This is a genomic window from Micromonospora sp. NPDC126480, assembly GCF_040302465.1.
GTDB lineage: Bacteria > Actinomycetota > Actinomycetes > Mycobacteriales > Micromonosporaceae > Micromonospora.
This window is the reverse complement of record NZ_JBEORU010000014.1, coordinates 14,399-29,125: the sequence shown is the minus strand read 5'-3', so window position 1 is coordinate 29,125 and position 14,727 is coordinate 14,399. Positions and strand designations below refer to the sequence as shown.

Genomic DNA, 14,727 nt, shown 5'->3' with positions numbered 1-14,727 from the left:
AGCGAGGACGTGATCACGCTCCGAGGGGAGCACGTGTACCGGATTCTGCCCGATCGTCCGACAACTGGCTAGGGCGGACGGGTTGATCGTCGCATCGCCGACTGAACGAACGGACGATACCCGAGGGGTCGGCCGGCCGGAACCCCGCAGTTTCCGGTCAGGTCGCGCCGCCGGTACCCGTCTCCCCGGCGGGTGGGGTCGGCAGGACCGGGAACAGGCGGGCGGCGGCGATCTTGGCCGTGATGCCCGAGTTCTCCAAGGCCTCGGCCAGCCGGCGCCGCAGCTCCCGGCCCACGGCGAACTGCCCGTCCGCCGTCGTCTTCACCACCGTACGGATCACCGCGCCGTCCATCGTCATCTGCTCCACGCCCAGCACCTCCGGCGCCTCGACGATCTCCGGAGCCAGCCCCGGGTCGAGCGCGACCGACGCGGCGGCGGTCCGCAGCACCGCCGTCGCCTCCTCGGTGCTGGCGAAGCCGATCGGCAGGTCGACAACGACAAGCGCCCAGCCCTGGCTCTTGTTGCCGACCCGGATGATCTCGCCGTTGCGGATGTACCAGAGAACGCCGCGCCCGTCACGGACGGTGGTCACCCGCAGCCCGACCGACTCGACCACGCCGGTCGCCTCGCCGAGGTCGACCGTGTCGCCGACGCCGTACTGGTCCTCGATCAGCATGAACAGACCGGCGATCAGATCCTTCACCAGGCTCTGCGCGCCGAAGCCCAGCGCGACACCGGCGATGCCGGCGCTGGCCAGCAGCGGCGCCAGGTCGAAGCTGAACTCCTTGAGCACCATCAGCAGCGCGATGCCGAAGATGAACGCCGTGGCGAAACTGCTCAGCACCGAGCCGATCGCCTCGGCCCGCTGGCGTCGGCGTTCCGGGACGAACTCGCCCGGCTCGGTCGCGGCGGTGGGGATCCGCTCGCGCAGCGGCCGCAGCATCGTGGGCACGCCCGCGTCGCTGGTGGAGCGGACGAGCCGCTTGATGGTCCGGCGCACGAGCCACCGGGCCAGGACGGCCAGCAGCAGGATCAGGACGATTCGCAGCGGCTTGACCAGGATCCAGTAGCTGCCCTCGGCGAACCAGACGGACCCGGTCACGTCCCAGGCCCACTTGCACACCGTCTCGCCGAGGCACTCCGGGCTCGGCGCGTCGTCGGGAGCGGGCACGGCCGACACGATCGGCACGATGGAGGCATCCACCCTGTCTTCGTACCGCAAGTGGTCGGGGCGGTGGCGGGCGACCCACCGTGGGGTGACCGGAGCCGGTCGCGGGTTCGTGTTCCAGGGCGAACCGGGTCATCAGCGGCAACAGCCCGGTAAGCCTGGGTGGGGGAGCCCCGGATTAGTACGTGCAATCCGGGGTCTTATCAGGGACGATTGGCGCACGGACGTCGGTGATCCGGGCCGACGTCGGCCGGTGGGTTGCTGCGCCCGTTTCCCGGCCGGCGGTGGCGAGCAGAGCCGCCTGAACCGGGAGGGTGAGCGCGATGCCTGACATACGACCCACGGTGGGCTCCGGCGCGCTCGTTCTCAACGCCACCTACGAGCCCCTGTGTGTCGTGTCGGTCCGTCGTGCCGCCATCCTCGTGCTCTCCGCCAAGGCCGTCTGCGTCGCCGACGGTGACGGCGTCCTGCACAGCGCCCGCGACTCGTTGCCGGTGCCCTCGGTGGTCCGGCTGACCCGCTTCGTCCGCGTGCCCTACCGCACCCACGTCGGGCTGTCCCGGCGGGCGATCTTCGCCCGGGACGGCTGGCGCTGCGCGTACTGCCGGGGTCCGGCGGAGACCATCGACCACGTCTTCCCGCGCAGCCGGGGTGGCCGGCACGCCTGGGAGAACGTGGTGGCCGCCTGCGCCCGGTGCAACCACACCAAAGGCGACAAGACCCCGGCCGAGCTGGGCTGGCGGTTGCACGCACCGCCGGTCGCCCCGAAAGGGACCGCGTGGCGGGTCCTCGGTCACCGGGCGCCCGACCCCCGGTGGGCCGACTGGCTCGACCTGCGCGAGCCCGAGGCGGCCTGAGCTCATCCGTCGCGCGCCCTGACCAGGGAGGCGAACACCACCACGTTGTCGGCGTAGCCGGTCTCGCCGCCGACCCACCGGCCACCGCAGGTGACCAGCCGCAGGTTCGGGCGGTCGAAGTCGCCGAACACCTGGTCGGCCGGGAAACGTTCCTTGTCGAACCGCTCCACCGAGTTGACCTCGAAGACCGCCACCTTGCGGTCGGTCCGGGTCACCTCGACCCGGTCCCCGGCGCGGAGGTCGCGCAGCCCGTGGAAGACGGCCGGTCCGGTGCTGGTGTCGACGTGGCCGACGATCACCGCCGGGCCGTACTGCCCCGGGGTCGGTCCCTGGTCGTACCAGCCGGCCTCCTGGGCGCGCGCCGCGTCCGGTGCGGCGATGGTGCCGTCCGGGGCCAGACCCACGGTGTGCACCGGCGCGGCCACGTCGATCGCGTCGATCTCGATGGCTACCGGCGGGCTCGCCGGCAGCACCGGGAACTCCTTCGGCGGCGGGCGCAGGCCCGCGGTGAACCGGTCCGGCAGCACGCTCATCCCGGTGATCCGCTCCACGCCGAGCATCGCGATGATCAGCACCATCAGCGTGCCGATGACCAGCACCGGAATCCCCGGACTGCGGGAGGGCGCCAGCCGGCGGCCGGCGGCCACCCAGCGGTGGCGCGGGCGCGCCGGTAGCGGGCCGGCGGTCGGGTCGGTGGTGGGGACGCTCGCGGCGAACGCCTGCCCGGCGACCCGGCGCAGCCTCCGCCCGGCCGCCGCGGCCAGCCGGGCGGAGGCCCGCGCCGCCCGGCGGGTCGTCGCCCGGGTCCCTCGTGCTCGGGTACGCCTGTGCGCTCCGGCCATGACGGTCGGTCAACTCAGGCGCCGGTCCCGGAGCGGCGGTTGCCGAGGAACCCGAAGCCGACGGCGAGCGCCACCGCGACGATGCCGCCGATCAGCAGGTACGAGCCGGTCGCCCCGGCGGTGCCACCGCCCCCGGTCGCCGGCCCCTTCGTCGGTTGCTGCATGTTCAGCACCGTCAGCGTCGTGTGGGCGGTGTTGCCGTTGTCGCAGCGCAGGTCCACCCGGTAGTCGCCGGGCTCCTTGCTGCCCGGGACGGTGACCTGACCGTCGAGGAAGCCGTTGTCCGGCCGCAGGACCACCCGCCCGAAGGCGTCCGAGTGCACGGTGGCCTGGCGGTTGTTTGTGGTGTCGCAGCTGGCCCGGATGTCGACCCGGCTGCCCGCCTGCGCCGGGTTCGGCGTCACCTCGACGAACGTGTTCTCGCCCGCCCGTACGGGTGCGGCGCCGACCAGGACGAACGCCGCCACCAACGCCAGGCTGGCGAGTACGCGTTGACCTCGCATGATTCCCCCCTCCGGTGCGACCACCGGAAACCCTCCCCCGGGTGACGGGCTCTGCTTTCCCGCTGGCCCCGGTGCAAACCCCGGACGGGTGTCAGCGGGAGACCGGTGGGGCGGGTGGGGGTGGCGGGGTGACCGGGTGCCAGTCCAGCGGGGTGGAGAGCACCATCGTGCTCGACGGCTGGCCGTACGGGGCGAGCCGGTCGATGACCGCCTCGAACTCGCCGATCGATCCGGCCGCGACCTTCAGCACGCTGCAGGCGTCGCCGGTGATCCGGTGGATCTCCATGATCTCCGGCCAGTCGGCCACGTCCGGGTCGTTGAGGATGCAGCGGGAGCCGTAGCAGGACATCCGGATCAGCGCGACCACGGTCCGCCCGGCGCGGCCCAGGTCGACGTGCGCGTGGTAGCCGGTGATCACGCCCGACTCCTCCAGCCGGCGGACCCGTTCGGCGACCGCCGGCGGTGACAGGTGCACCCGCCGGGACAGTTCGCTGTACGACAGGCGGGCGTCGGCCTGCAGTTCGCGCAGCAGCGCCCAGTCCATCTCGTCCACGCCCTGACCTTACGTTCTTCAAGTGTTTCGGTGCCATCGCCTTGCGAACGGTAGGAGTTCCCCGGCAAGTGCCGTTGATCCGGCATTCCGTGGCGCGCTCCCGCCGCGGCATCATGTCGGTCATCCGGCAGTGCGGCCGGGTGACGACGTGAGCGGAGGGAGCGGACCGGTGGAACGGACGGACCTACGGGCGGCCAACCGGGCGGCGGTGCGGCCGGTCACCCCGCGACAGCGCGCCGCCCGGGCCGCCCGCAACGGCGGCGAGCCGACCCTGGAATTCGCGGAGCGGGTCCCGTACGACGCGTACGTGCAGGCCAGCACGCTGCACCGGTTGCAGACGCCGCTGAGCAGCGACCCGGGGGAGATGTCCTTCCTCATGGTCAGCCAGATCATGGAGCTGTACTTCAAGCTGACCTGCCACGAGCTGCGCGAGACCCAGCGGCTGCTGCGCGAGGACCGCGTCTGGGACGCCCTGGCCCCGCTGCGCCGCGCCTCGCTGCACCTGGAGGGCTTGAACGCGGCGTGGCAGGGCCTGCGCTGGATGACCCCCGCCGACTTCAACCGGTTCCGCAACCTGCTCGGCGAGGGCTCCGGCTTCCAGTCGGCGATGTACCGGCACCTGGAGTTCCTGCTCGGCCTGCGGGACCCGGCGCTGATCCGCCCGTTCCGCCGGCAGGCCGAGGCGTACGCGGAGCTGCGCGAGACCCTCGCCGCTCCGAGCGTGTGGGACGACGTCGTCGCCCTGCTCGCCCGGCACGGTCACGACCTGCCCACCGACCTCCTGAAGCGGGACGTCGCCGAGGAGCACCAGCCGCACCCGGCGGTGGAGGCCGCGTGGGTGCGGATCTACGACGAGGACGCCGGCCCGGACAATCAGCTGCGGCTGCTCGGTGAGGCGCTGACCGAGGTCGCCGAGCGGTTCGGCGACTGGCGGTGGAACCACATCAAGGCCGTGCAGCGCACCATGGGTGCGAAGGTCGGCAGCGGCGGCTCGGCCGGGCTGGCCTGGCTGCAACGCAGCATGGCCCGGGTGGTCTTCCCGGAGCTGTGGTCGGCCCGGACCGCGATGTGACCGAAGGACGAGACGCAGTGACGAGCACCGAAGACGAGGCCCGCCGCCTCGACGCCGACGACCCCGGCCACCGGCACCTGTTCCACGTCCCGCCCGCCGACGGCGGCCGGTACCCGGAGGCCGCCTACCTGGCCGGGAACTCGCTCGGCCTGCAGCCCCGGGCCACCCGGGACGAGCTCCTCGCCGACCTGGACGCCTGGCGCCGCCTCGGGGTCGAGGGGCACCTGGAGGCCGAGCGGCCGTGGCTGCCGTACCACGAGCTGTTGACGGCCCCCGCCGCGCGACTGGTCGGCGCCCGGCCCGCGGAGGTCGTGGTGATGAACTCCCTCACCGTCAACCTCCACCTGCTGATGGTCAGCTTCTACCGGCCGGCCGGCGCCCGCACCCGCATCGTCATCGAGGACACCGCCTTCCCGTCGGACAGCTACGCCGTCCGCAGCCAGGCCCGGTTCCACGGCCTGGACCCGGACGCCACGGTCGTCCGCCTGACTCCGCGTCCCGGCGAGGACACCCTCCGTACCGACGACGTGCTCGACTTCCTCGCCGCCGAGGGCGACACCGTGGCGCTGGTGCTGCTCGGCGGCGTCAACTACCTGACCGGCGAGCTGATGGACATTCCGGCGGTCACCGCCGCCGGCCGGGCGGCCGGTGCCGTGGTCGGGTGGGACCTGGCGCACGCCGCCGGCAACGTGCCGCTGCACCTGCACGACTGGCACGTCGACTTCGCGGCGTGGTGTTCGTACAAGTACCTGAACTCGGGGCCCGGTGCGCTGTCCGGCGTGTTCGTCCACGAGCGCCACCTCGGCGACCCGGCGCTGCCCCGCTTCGAGGGGTGGTGGAGCACCGAGGCGGCCGGCCGGTTCGAGATGACCCCGGTCGCCCGGCCGCCGGCCACCGTGGAGGCCTGGCAGATCTCCAACCCGCCGATCTTCGCCATGGGCCCGGTGCGCACCTCGCTCGAGCTCTTCGACTCGATCGGCATGCCGGCGCTGCGGGAGCGCAGCGTCCGGCTGACCGGCTACCTGGAGCGGTTGCTCGACGAGGTGACAGCCGACCGGCCGCTGACCGTGGTCACCCCGCGCGACCCGGCCCGCCGCGGCGCGCAGCTCTCGGTGCGGATCGGCGCCGGCAGCGCCGCGGCGCTGGCCAAGCGCCTGCGGTACGAGCACGGCGTGATCGCCGACGCCCGCGAGCCGGACGTCGTCCGGTTCGCTCCGGTGCCGCTCTACTCGACGTACCACGACTGCTGGCGGGTGGCCGACGCCCTCGCCGCCACCGTGGAGGTCTCCGCATGAGTGAGCAGCGTGCCGAGGTCGCCGTCGTCGGTGCCGGGCTCGCCGGTTGCCTGCTCGCCGCGTTCCTGGCGCGGCGCGGGTATCCGGTCGCCCTCTACGAACGCCGCCCCGACCCGAGGACCGGCGCGGTCGAGCGGGGCCGTTCGATCAACCTGGCGCTCTCCGAGCGGGGCCTGGACGCCCTGCGCCGGATCGGGCTCGACGAGCAGGTGCTGGCCGACGCGCTGCCGATGCGCGGTCGCATGATCCATCCGGTGGCCGGGGAGCCGCAGTTCCAGTCGTACAGCGCGGCCGGGGACCGGGCGATCAACTCGATCAGCCGCGGCGCGCTGAACAACGCCCTGCTCAACGCGGCGGCCGCGCTGCCCGGCGTGCGGATTGCCTTCGACCACCGGCTGGTCGGCCTCGACCCGGCCACCGGGGAGATGACCTTCGAGACCCCGCAGGGCAAGGTCAACGAGACCGCCTCGGTCGTCCTGGGCGCCGACGGCGCCGGCTCGGCCGTACGCGGGCAGCTGCTCGGCCACGGGCTGCTGCGGGAGAGCGTCGACTTCCTCGACTACGGCTACAAGGAGCTGACCATCCCGCCGCTGGGCGGGGACTTCGCGCTCGACCCGGAGGCGCTGCACATCTGGCCGCGCGGCACCTCCATGATGATCGCGCTGCCCAATCCGGACCGCTCCTTCACCTGCACGCTCTTCTGGCCCACCCACGGCACCGCGGCCTTCGCCTCGCTGGGCAGCCCGGCGGCGATCGAGCGGCACTTCGCGCAGCACTACCCGGACCTGCCGCCGCTGGCGCCCAACCTGGTCGACGACTACCAGCACAATCCGGTCGGTGTGCTCGGCACGGTCCGCTGCGACCCCTGGCAGGTGAACGGGACGGTGGCGTTGCTCGGCGACGCGGCGCACGCCATCGTGCCGTTCTACGGGCAGGGCGCCAACTGCGCGTTCGAGGACGTGGTGGAGCTGGACCGCTGCCTGGACGAGTGCGCCGACGACTGGTCCGCCGCGCTGCCGCTGTACCAGCGGCGCCGGCAGGACAACGCGGAGGCGATCGCGCAGATGGCGCTGGCCAACTTCGTCGAGATGCGCGACAAGGTCGCCTCGCCGCTGTTCCAGCTCGGTCGCCGGGTGGAGCACGCGCTGGAACGGGCGCTGCCCGGCCGGTACGTTTCCCGGTACGAGATGGTGTCCTTCTCGACCACCCCGTACGCCGAGGTGCGCCGCCGGGTCCGCCGCCAGCACCGGACGGTCGGCGCTGTGGCCGCCGGGGCGGTGCTGCTGCTGGCCGGGGCGGTCGGGTCCGTGCTCGGCGGCCGGCGAGGGAGGCGTCGATGAACGGCTGGGATCCGCGGCTGATGGCCGGGCACGCGCCCGACGGGCCGGAAGTGCTGCGCAACTTCGTGGCCGGCGAGTTCGTCGACGCCGGCCGCCGGTTCACCAAGCGCAGCCCGGTGACCGGCGAGCCGGTCTTCGAGGTGGTCGAGGCCTCCTCGTCGGTGGTGGACGACGCGGTGGCCGCGGCCCGGGCGGCGCTGCGCGGCCCGTGGGGCCGGATGGGCGAGCGGGAGCGCGCCGAGGTGCTGCGCCGCGTCGCCGACGAGTTGGAGCGCCGCTTCGACGACCTGGTCACGGCCGAGGTGGCGGACACCGGCAAGGCCATTTCGCAGGCTCGCACGCTGGACATCCCGCGCGGCGCGGCGAACTTCCGCGCGTTCGCCGAGATCGTCGCGACCGCGCCCACCGAATCGTTCACGACGGTCACCCCGACCGGCGGCCGGGCGCTGAACTATGCCGTCCGCAAGCCGGTCGGCGTCGTCGCGGTGATCGTGCCGTGGAACCTACCGCTGCTGCTGCTCACCTGGAAGGTGGCGCCGGCGCTGGCCTGCGGCAACGCGGTAGTGGTCAAGCCCAGCGAGGAGACCCCCGCCTCGGCGACCCTGCTCGCCGAGGTGATGGCCGCGGCCGGCGTGCCGGAGGGCGTGTTCAACCTGGTGCACGGCTTCGGGCCGGACTCGGCCGGGGAGTTCCTCACCCGGCACCCGGGCGTCGACGCGATCACCTTCACCGGCGAGTCGGCCACCGGCGGCGCCATCATGCGGGCCGCCGCCGACGGCGTGAAGGCGGTCTCCTTCGAGCTGGGCGGCAAGAACGCCGGACTGGTCTTCGCCGACGCCGACCTGGACGCGGCGGTCGCCGGGTCGGTGCGGTCGAGCTTCACCAACGGCGGCCAGGTCTGCCTCTGCACCGAGCGGATCTACGTGCAGCGCCCGGTCTTCGAGGAGTTCACCGCGCGGCTGGCGAAGCGGGCCGCCGAGCTGCCGTACGGGTGGCCGGCCGACGAGGCCACCGTGAACATGCCGCTGATCTCGCACACCCACCGGGAGAAGGTGCTCGGGCACTACGAGCTGGCCCGCTCCGAGGGCGCCGAGGTGCTCGCCGGGGGCGGCACGCCACGCTTCGGCGACGCCCGCGACGGCGGCGCGTACGTGCAGCCGACGGTGCTGACCGGGCTCGGCCCGGACGCCCGCACCAACCGGGAGGAGATCTTCGGCCCGGTCGTGCACGTCGCGCCGTTCGACGCCGAGGACGAGGCGTACGCGCTTGCCAACGGCACCGAGTACGGCCTGGCGGCGGCGGTCTGGACCCGGGACGTGGGCCGCGCCCACCGCGCCGGCGCCCGGCTCGACGCCGGCATCGTCTGGGTCAACACCTGGTTCCTGCGTGACCTGCGCACCCCGTTCGGCGGGGTCAAGGCCTCCGGCATCGGCCGCGAGGGCGGGGTGCACTCGCTGGACTTCTACTCCGAACTCACAAACGTCTGCGTGGACCTGTCATGAGCGTTGATTACGAGGCCGCCGCCCGGGAGCTGACCGACGCCCGGGAGAGCGGCAAGCCCTGCCCGCCGCTGCGCGGGCGGCTGCTCCCCGAGGGCGACGTCACCTCGGCGTACCTCGTGCAGCAGTTGCAGGTGCGGGAGTGGCTGCGGCGCGGCCACCGGCGGATCGGCGCCAAGATCGGGCTGACCTCGCGGGCCGTGCAGGAGAGCTTCGGCGTCTACCAACCGGACTTCGGGGTGCTGACCGAGGAGATGGCGGTGCCCGACGGGGTCGAGGTGCCGCTGGACCGGCTGCTCCAGCCCCGCGTGGAGGCCGAGATCGCCTTCGTCCTCGGCACGGACCTGCCGGACGAGCGGATCACCACCGCCGACCTGACCCGGGCGGTCGACCACCTGCTGCCCGCCATCGAGATCGTCGACTCCCGGATCGCCGGCTGGGACATCTCCATCGTGGACACGGTGGCGGACAACGCGTCCAGCGGGCTGTTCGTGCTGGGCACCACACCCCACCGGCTCGCCGACGTCGACCTGCGCCTGGCCGGCATGGTCCTGGAGCACGCCGGTGAGCCGGTCTCGGTGGGCGCCGGAGCCGCCTGCCTCGGCAATCCCCTGCACGCGCTGGCCTGGTTGGCGCAGACGCTCGCCCGCTCCGGCGACCCGCTGCGCGCCGGTGACGTGGTGCTCTCCGGGGCGCTCGGCCCGATGGTGCCGGTGACCCCCGGCGCGGCGTACGAGGCGCGGATCTCCGGGCTCGGCTCGGTGCGGACCTGCTTCACGAAGGACGGTGACCAGTGAGCGTCGGTGTGGCGGTGATCGGCTCCGGCAACATCGGGACCGATCTCATGATCAAGGTGCTGCGGCTGTCGGAGTCGCTGCGGATGGTCGCGATGGCGGGCATCGACCCGGATTCCGACGGGCTGGCCCGCGCCCGCCGGCTCGGCGTGGCCACCACCGCCGACGGGGTGGACGGGCTCGTCGCGCTGCCCGAGTTCGCCGACGTGGAACTGGTCTTCGACGCCACGTCCGCCGGCGCGCACCGGCACAACGACGCCGTGCTGCGCGCCCACGGGCGGACCGTGGTCGACCTGACCCCCGCCGCGATCGGCCCGTACGTGGTGCCGCCGGTGAACCTCGACGAGCACCTGCAGGAGACCAACGTCAACATGGTGACCTGCGGCGGGCAGGCGACCGTGCCGATCGTCGCCGCCGTCGGCCGGGTCACCCCGGTCGCGTACGGGGAGATCGTCGCCTCGATCGCCTCGAAGTCGGCGGGGCCGGGCACCCGCGCCAACATCGACGAGTTCACCGAGACCACCGCCCGGGCGATCGAGGTGGTCGGCGGCGCCGGTCGCGGCAAGGCGATCATCGTGCTGAACCCGGCCGACCCGCCGCTGCTGATGCGGGACACGGTCTACTGCCTCTGCCCGGACGCCGACGCCGACCGGGCCGCGATCGCCGCCTCGGTCGCCGCGATGGTGCGGAGCGTGCAGGAGTACGTCCCCGGCTACCGGCTCAAGCAGGACGTGCAGTTCGACCCGGTGGACACCTACGTGCCGTCGCTCGGCCGGCACCTCACCGGCCTCCAGGTCTCGGTGTTCCTGGAGGTGTCCGGCGCCGGGCACTACCTGCCCGCGTACGCCGGGAACCTGGACATCATGACCTCGGCCGCGCTGCGTACCGCGGAGCGGCTGGTCGCCCTGCGCCCAACCGGCGCTGCCGCGCCGGGACGGCAGGCGGAGGTGACGGTCCGATGACGCAGTTGTACATCCAGGACGTGACGCTGCGGGACGGGATGCACGCCATCGCGCACCGCTACACGGTCGACCAGGTACGCGGCATCGCCGCCGCGCTCGACGCCGCCGGAGTGGCCGCGATCGAGGTGGCGCACGGCGACGGGCTCGCCGGCTCCAGCGTCAACTACGGGCACGGCGCGGCCGGCGACGCCGACTGGATCGCGGCGGCGGCCGAGGTGCTGACCACCGCGAGGCTCACCACCCTGCTGCTGCCCGGCATCGGCACGATCGCCGACCTGAAGGCCGCGAAGGCACTCGGCGTCACAAGCGTGCGGATCGCCACGCACTGCACCGAGGCGGACATCTCGGCCCAGCACATCTCCTGGGCCCGGGAGAACGGCATGGACGTGTCCGGCTTCCTGATGATGTCGCACATGAACGACCCGGCCGGACTGGCCGCGCAGGCCAAGCTGATGGAGTCGTACGGCGCGCACTGCGTCTACGTCACCGACTCGGGGGGCCGGCTGCTGATGTCCGACGTGGCCGAGCGGGTCGACGCGTACCGGCAGGTCCTCGACCCGGAGACGCAGATCGGCATCCACGCCCACCACAACCTGTCGCTCGGGGTGGCCAACAGCGTGGTGGCGGTCGAGCACGGCCGGATCCACGGCGCCGCGCCGGCCGGGGCCGACGCCCCGCACGGCCGGACCGTCCGGGTGGACGCCTCCCTTGCCGGGCAGGGCGCCGGCGCCGGCAACGCGCCGCTGGAGGTCTTCGTCGCGGTAGCCGAGCTGCACGGCTGGAAGCACGGGTGTGACGTGTTCGCGCTCATGGACGCCGCCGAGGACCTGGTGCGCCCGTTGCAGGACCGGCCGGTACGGGTGGACCGGGAGACGCTCTCGTTGGGATACGCGGGCGTCTACTCCAGCTTCCTGCGGCACGCGGAGCGGGCCTCGGCGAAGTACGGCGTGGACGTTCGTTCGATCCTGGTCGAGCTGGGCCGGCGGCGGATGGTCGGCGGCCAGGAGGACATGATCGTCGATGTGGCGCTCGACCTCGCCGGCCGGAAGGAGGACTCGTGATCGGGCCGGACATCGCCGGCATCGCCGGGAAGCTGTGCGCCGCGGCCGACACCGCCACCGCGATCCCGCAGCTCGCCGCCGAGACCGGTCTCGACGTCGACGCCGCGTACTCGGTGCAGACCGCGCTGCTCCAGCGCCGCCTCGACCGGGGCGAACGGCTGGTCGGCCTCAAGATGGGCCTGACCAGCAAGGCGAAGATGGCCCAGGTCGGCGTGGACGAGGTGATCTGGGGTCGGCTCACCGACGTGATGCGGATTCCCGACGGCGGCACCGTCCCGGTCGGCGACTTCATCCACCCCCGGGTCGAGCCGGAGGTGGCGTTCCTGCTGGACCGGCTGCCCGAGCCCGGCGAGCCGGTCGCCGACTTCACCGCCGCGGTCCGCGCGGTCGCCCCGGCGATCGAGCTGATCGACTCCCGGTACGCGAACTTCACCTTCTCGCTGCCCGACGTGATCGCCGACAACACCTCCGCCGGCGCGTTCGTGGTCGGGCCCTGGTGCCCGGTGCCGGACGGCCTGGACAACCTCGGCGTGCTGCTGGAGATCGACGGTCGGGTCGCGCAGGTCGGCTCGACCGCGGCGATCCTCGGTGACCCGCGTCGCGCGCTGGACGAGGGCATCCGGCTCGCCGGCCGGCACGGCGTGCGGCTGCGCGAGGGCTGGGTCTTCCTGGCCGGCGCCGCCACGGCCGCGGTTCCGCTGCGCCCGGGAGCGCACGTCCGCGCCGTCGTGGAGAAGCTCGGCACCGCGTCCCTACGGGCGGCGTCGTGAGCGGGGCGCGGGTCGTCGCCGGGAAGGCGGTCCCCCGGGGCGCCTTCCCGCACGTCAAGGTCGCCGGCGGGTTCGTCTTCGTCTCCGGTACGTCCTCCCGCCGCCCGGACAACACATTCGCCGGGGTCCAGGTGGACGAGTTCGGCACGACCGACCTGGACATCCGGGCGCAGACCCGGGCGGTCATCGAGAACATCCGGGACCTGCTCGGGTCGGTCGGGGCCGGCCTGGGCGACCTCGTCCAGGTCACCAGCTACCTGGTCAACATGAACGACTTCGGTGGCTACAACGAGGTGTGGGCGGAGTTCTTCGACGCCACCGGGCCGACCCGGACGACCGTCGCGGTCCACCAGTTGCCGCACCCGCACCTGCTGATCGAGATGCAGGCCGTCGCCCTGCTCCCACAAGGAGGTCACTCGTGAGTGAGATCGCCGAGCCGTTCAGCTTTCCCGGGTGGATCGCGGAGAACCAGCACCTGCTGAAGCCGCCGGTGGGCAACAAGGAGATGCTGCCCGGCAGCGACGACTTCATCGTCATGGTCGTGGGCGGGCCGAACCAGCGCACCGACTTCCACGTCGACCCGTACGAGGAGTTCTTCTACCAGGTCAAGGGCAACATGCACGTCAACCTGATGCTTCCGGAGGGCCCGCGTACGGTGCACATCCGCGAGGGCCAGATGTGGATGCTGCCGCGCGACACCCCGCACTCCCCGCAGCGTCCCGAGGCCGGCTCCATCGGCATGGTGATCGAGCGGGTGCGCGAGGAGGGGACGCTGGAGAAGTTCCAGTGGTACTGCCCGGAGTGCCACCACAAGGTGCACGAGGTCGAGTTGCAGGTGCGGGACATCGCCGCGGACCTGCCCCCGGTCTTCGCCGCCTTCTACGCCGACGAGAAGGCGCGCACCTGCGACAACTGCGGCGCGCTGCACCCGGGCAAGGGCTGATGCGCGGACCGGTGGTGGACGTGCACACGCACGTCGTACCGAAGGGGTGGCCGGACCTCGCCGCGGCGTGCGGCGGGTCCGGCTGGCCCTGGCTGCGGATCGACTCCGAGCGGGCGGCCATGATCATGGTCGGGGAGACCGAGTTCCGGCCGGTCGGCGCGCAGTGCTGGGACGCCGACACCCGGCTGGCCGACATGGCCGCCGACGGCGTGGACGTGCAGGTGGTCTCCCCGACACCGGTCTTCTTCTGCTACGACCGACCCGCCGACCAGGCGGTCAAGGTGGCGCGGATCTTCAACGACCGCACCCTCGAGGTCACCGCCGCCGGCGGTGGCCGGCTGGTGCCGTTCTGCCAGGTGCCGTTGCAGGACCCGGAGGCGGCCTGCGCCGAGTTGGACCGCTGCCTCGCGGCCGGGCACGCCGGTGTCGAGATCGGCAACCACGTCGGCGACCGCGACCTGGACGACGGCGGGATCGTCGAGTTCCTCACCCACTGCGCGCAGGTCGGCGCCCCGGTCTTCGTCCACCCCTGGGACATGCCGGGCGGGCCGAGGCTCGACCGGTGGATGGCCCGGTGGCTCACCGGAATGCCCGCCGAGACCCACCTGTCGGTGCTGGCGATGATCCTCGGCGGGGTGTTCGACAAGGTGCCGGAGACGCTGCGCATCTGCTTCGCGCACGGCGGCGGCAGCTTCCCGTTCTGGCTGGGCCGCGCCGACAACGCCTGGCACCGCCGGGGTGACCTGATTCGCGGTGCGTCGGCCGCGCCGCCCAGCTCGTACGTCGACCGGTTCCTCGTCGACTCGGTGGTGTTCGAACCGGCGGCGCTGCGGCTGCTCGTCGACACGATGGGGGAGGACCGGGTGCTGGTGGGCAGCGACTACCCGTACCCGCTGGGGGAGCGGCCGGTCGGCGCGGTCGTGCACCGGTCGGACTTCCTCACTCCCGCCCAGCGCGCCAAGCTCCTCGGCGGCAACGCCCTGCGCTTCCTGCGCGGCTGAGACCCAGGCCGCGGGCGCTGCGCCCGCCCCCGGCCACTCATCCGCGCCCCCTTTGCTCTGCTTCAAC

The 14,727-nt window shown here is 72.9% G+C and carries 16 protein-coding genes; 12 read left to right on the top strand and 4 right to left on the bottom strand.

Annotated features, from left to right (window positions below; translation table 11 throughout):
- Positions 1 to 157: 157 nt before the first annotated feature.
- A complete protein-coding gene (locus tag ABTW87_RS15210; protein ID WP_502891586.1) occupies positions 158 to 1,204 on the bottom strand; it encodes a mechanosensitive ion channel family protein in 1,047 nt (348 codons plus the stop codon).
- Positions 1,205 to 1,491: 287 nt separating this feature from the next.
- Here ABTW87_RS15210 and ABTW87_RS15205 point away from each other — a divergent pair, with 287 nt between their 5' ends.
- Positions 1,492 to 2,025, top strand: coding sequence for an HNH endonuclease (locus ABTW87_RS15205; protein ID WP_350651418.1), 534 nt, complete (start codon positions 1,492 to 1,494; stop codon positions 2,023 to 2,025).
- Between the two features lie 2 nt (positions 2,026 to 2,027).
- On the opposite strand, the gene ABTW87_RS15200 is transcribed toward ABTW87_RS15205, so the two are convergent.
- The 3 genes from ABTW87_RS15200 to ABTW87_RS15190 all read right to left on the bottom strand — a co-directional run bounded on the left by ABTW87_RS15200 (position 2,028) and on the right by ABTW87_RS15190 (position 3,923).
- Positions 2,028 to 2,867 (bottom strand): class F sortase, encoded by an 840-nt coding sequence (locus ABTW87_RS15200; RefSeq protein WP_350651417.1) that lies wholly within the window; start codon positions 2,865 to 2,867, stop codon positions 2,028 to 2,030.
- Positions 2,868 to 2,881: 14 nt separating this feature from the next.
- Positions 2,882 to 3,370: a hypothetical protein gene (locus ABTW87_RS15195; protein WP_350651416.1), complete on the bottom strand. Its 489-nt coding sequence runs from the start codon at positions 3,368 to 3,370 to the stop codon at positions 2,882 to 2,884.
- A gap of 91 nt (positions 3,371 to 3,461) precedes the next feature.
- Complete coding sequence (locus tag ABTW87_RS15190; protein ID WP_350651415.1) at positions 3,462 to 3,923, bottom strand: Lrp/AsnC family transcriptional regulator; 462 nt, start codon at positions 3,921 to 3,923, stop codon at positions 3,462 to 3,464.
- 169 nt (positions 3,924 to 4,092) lie between these two features.
- On the opposite strand from ABTW87_RS15190, the gene ABTW87_RS15185 reads away from it, so the two are divergent.
- The 11 genes from ABTW87_RS15185 to ABTW87_RS15135 are packed head-to-tail and all read left to right on the top strand — an operon-like array spanning position 4,093 to position 14,660.
- Complete coding sequence (locus tag ABTW87_RS15185; RefSeq protein ID WP_350651414.1) at positions 4,093 to 4,995, top strand: tryptophan 2,3-dioxygenase; 903 nt, start codon at positions 4,093 to 4,095, stop codon at positions 4,993 to 4,995.
- Complete coding sequence (kynU, locus tag ABTW87_RS15180; RefSeq protein WP_502891585.1) at positions 4,971 to 6,290, top strand: kynureninase; 1,320 nt, start codon at positions 4,971 to 4,973, stop codon at positions 6,288 to 6,290. The genes ABTW87_RS15185 and kynU overlap by 25 nt, the downstream gene beginning before the upstream one ends.
- Positions 6,287 to 7,630: an FAD-dependent oxidoreductase gene (locus ABTW87_RS15175; protein WP_350651412.1), complete on the top strand. Its 1,344-nt coding sequence runs from the start codon at positions 6,287 to 6,289 to the stop codon at positions 7,628 to 7,630. Before kynU ends, ABTW87_RS15175 begins: the two co-directional genes overlap by 4 nt.
- Before the next feature lie 20 nt (positions 7,631 to 7,650).
- The gene (locus tag ABTW87_RS15170) at positions 7,651 to 9,132 is read left to right on the top strand and encodes a 2-hydroxymuconic semialdehyde dehydrogenase (protein WP_350651529.1); all 1,482 of its coding nucleotides are present in this window, start codon (positions 7,651 to 7,653) and stop codon (positions 9,130 to 9,132) included.
- Positions 9,129 to 9,926 (top strand): 2-keto-4-pentenoate hydratase, encoded by a 798-nt coding sequence (locus ABTW87_RS15165; RefSeq protein WP_350651411.1) that lies wholly within the window; start codon positions 9,129 to 9,131, stop codon positions 9,924 to 9,926. The genes ABTW87_RS15170 and ABTW87_RS15165 overlap by 4 nt, the downstream gene beginning before the upstream one ends.
- On the top strand, positions 9,923 to 10,885 hold the full coding sequence (locus ABTW87_RS15160; protein ID WP_350651410.1) for an acetaldehyde dehydrogenase (acetylating): 963 nt from the start codon (positions 9,923 to 9,925) through the stop codon (positions 10,883 to 10,885). Before ABTW87_RS15165 ends, ABTW87_RS15160 begins: the two co-directional genes overlap by 4 nt.
- Complete coding sequence (gene dmpG / locus ABTW87_RS15155) at positions 10,882 to 11,946, top strand: 4-hydroxy-2-oxovalerate aldolase (protein WP_350651409.1); 1,065 nt, start codon at positions 10,882 to 10,884, stop codon at positions 11,944 to 11,946. The genes ABTW87_RS15160 and dmpG overlap by 4 nt, the downstream gene beginning before the upstream one ends.
- Positions 11,943 to 12,716, top strand: a complete 774-nt coding sequence (locus ABTW87_RS15150; protein WP_350651408.1) for a 2-keto-4-pentenoate hydratase — start codon at positions 11,943 to 11,945, stop codon at positions 12,714 to 12,716. Before dmpG ends, ABTW87_RS15150 begins: the two co-directional genes overlap by 4 nt.
- The gene (locus ABTW87_RS15145; protein WP_350651407.1) at positions 12,713 to 13,138 is read left to right on the top strand and encodes a RidA family protein; all 426 of its coding nucleotides are present in this window, start codon (positions 12,713 to 12,715) and stop codon (positions 13,136 to 13,138) included. Before ABTW87_RS15150 ends, ABTW87_RS15145 begins: the two co-directional genes overlap by 4 nt.
- Entirely contained in the window at positions 13,135 to 13,659 is a 525-nt protein-coding gene (locus tag ABTW87_RS15140; protein ID WP_350651406.1) for a 3-hydroxyanthranilate 3,4-dioxygenase, read from the top strand. Before ABTW87_RS15145 ends, ABTW87_RS15140 begins: the two co-directional genes overlap by 4 nt.
- Entirely contained in the window at positions 13,659 to 14,660 is a 1,002-nt protein-coding gene (locus ABTW87_RS15135; protein ID WP_350651405.1) for an amidohydrolase family protein, read from the top strand. The genes ABTW87_RS15140 and ABTW87_RS15135 overlap by 1 nt, the downstream gene beginning before the upstream one ends.
- The last annotated feature ends 67 nt before the right edge of the window (positions 14,661 to 14,727 follow it).

Bases quoted from the DNA above. Each gene is read 5' to 3' on its own strand.
- ABTW87_RS15205 (WP_350651418.1), top strand. From the start codon at position 1,492: ATGCCTGACATACGACCCACGGTGGGCTCCGGCGCGCTCGTTCTCAAC.
- ABTW87_RS15200 (WP_350651417.1), bottom strand. From the start codon at position 2,867: ATGGCCGGAGCGCACAGGCGTACCCGAGCACGAGGGACCCGGGCGACG.
- ABTW87_RS15195 (WP_350651416.1), bottom strand. From the start codon at position 3,370: ATGCGAGGTCAACGCGTACTCGCCAGCCTGGCGTTGGTGGCGGCGTTC.
- ABTW87_RS15175 (WP_350651412.1), top strand. From the start codon at position 6,287: ATGAGTGAGCAGCGTGCCGAGGTCGCCGTCGTCGGTGCCGGGCTCGCC.
- ABTW87_RS15170 (WP_350651529.1), top strand. From the start codon at position 7,651: ATGGCCGGGCACGCGCCCGACGGGCCGGAAGTGCTGCGCAACTTCGTG.
- ABTW87_RS15165 (WP_350651411.1), top strand. From the start codon at position 9,129: ATGAGCGTTGATTACGAGGCCGCCGCCCGGGAGCTGACCGACGCCCGG.
- dmpG (WP_350651409.1), top strand. From the start codon at position 10,882: ATGACGCAGTTGTACATCCAGGACGTGACGCTGCGGGACGGGATGCAC.
- ABTW87_RS15135 (WP_350651405.1), top strand. From the start codon at position 13,659: ATGCGCGGACCGGTGGTGGACGTGCACACGCACGTCGTACCGAAGGGG.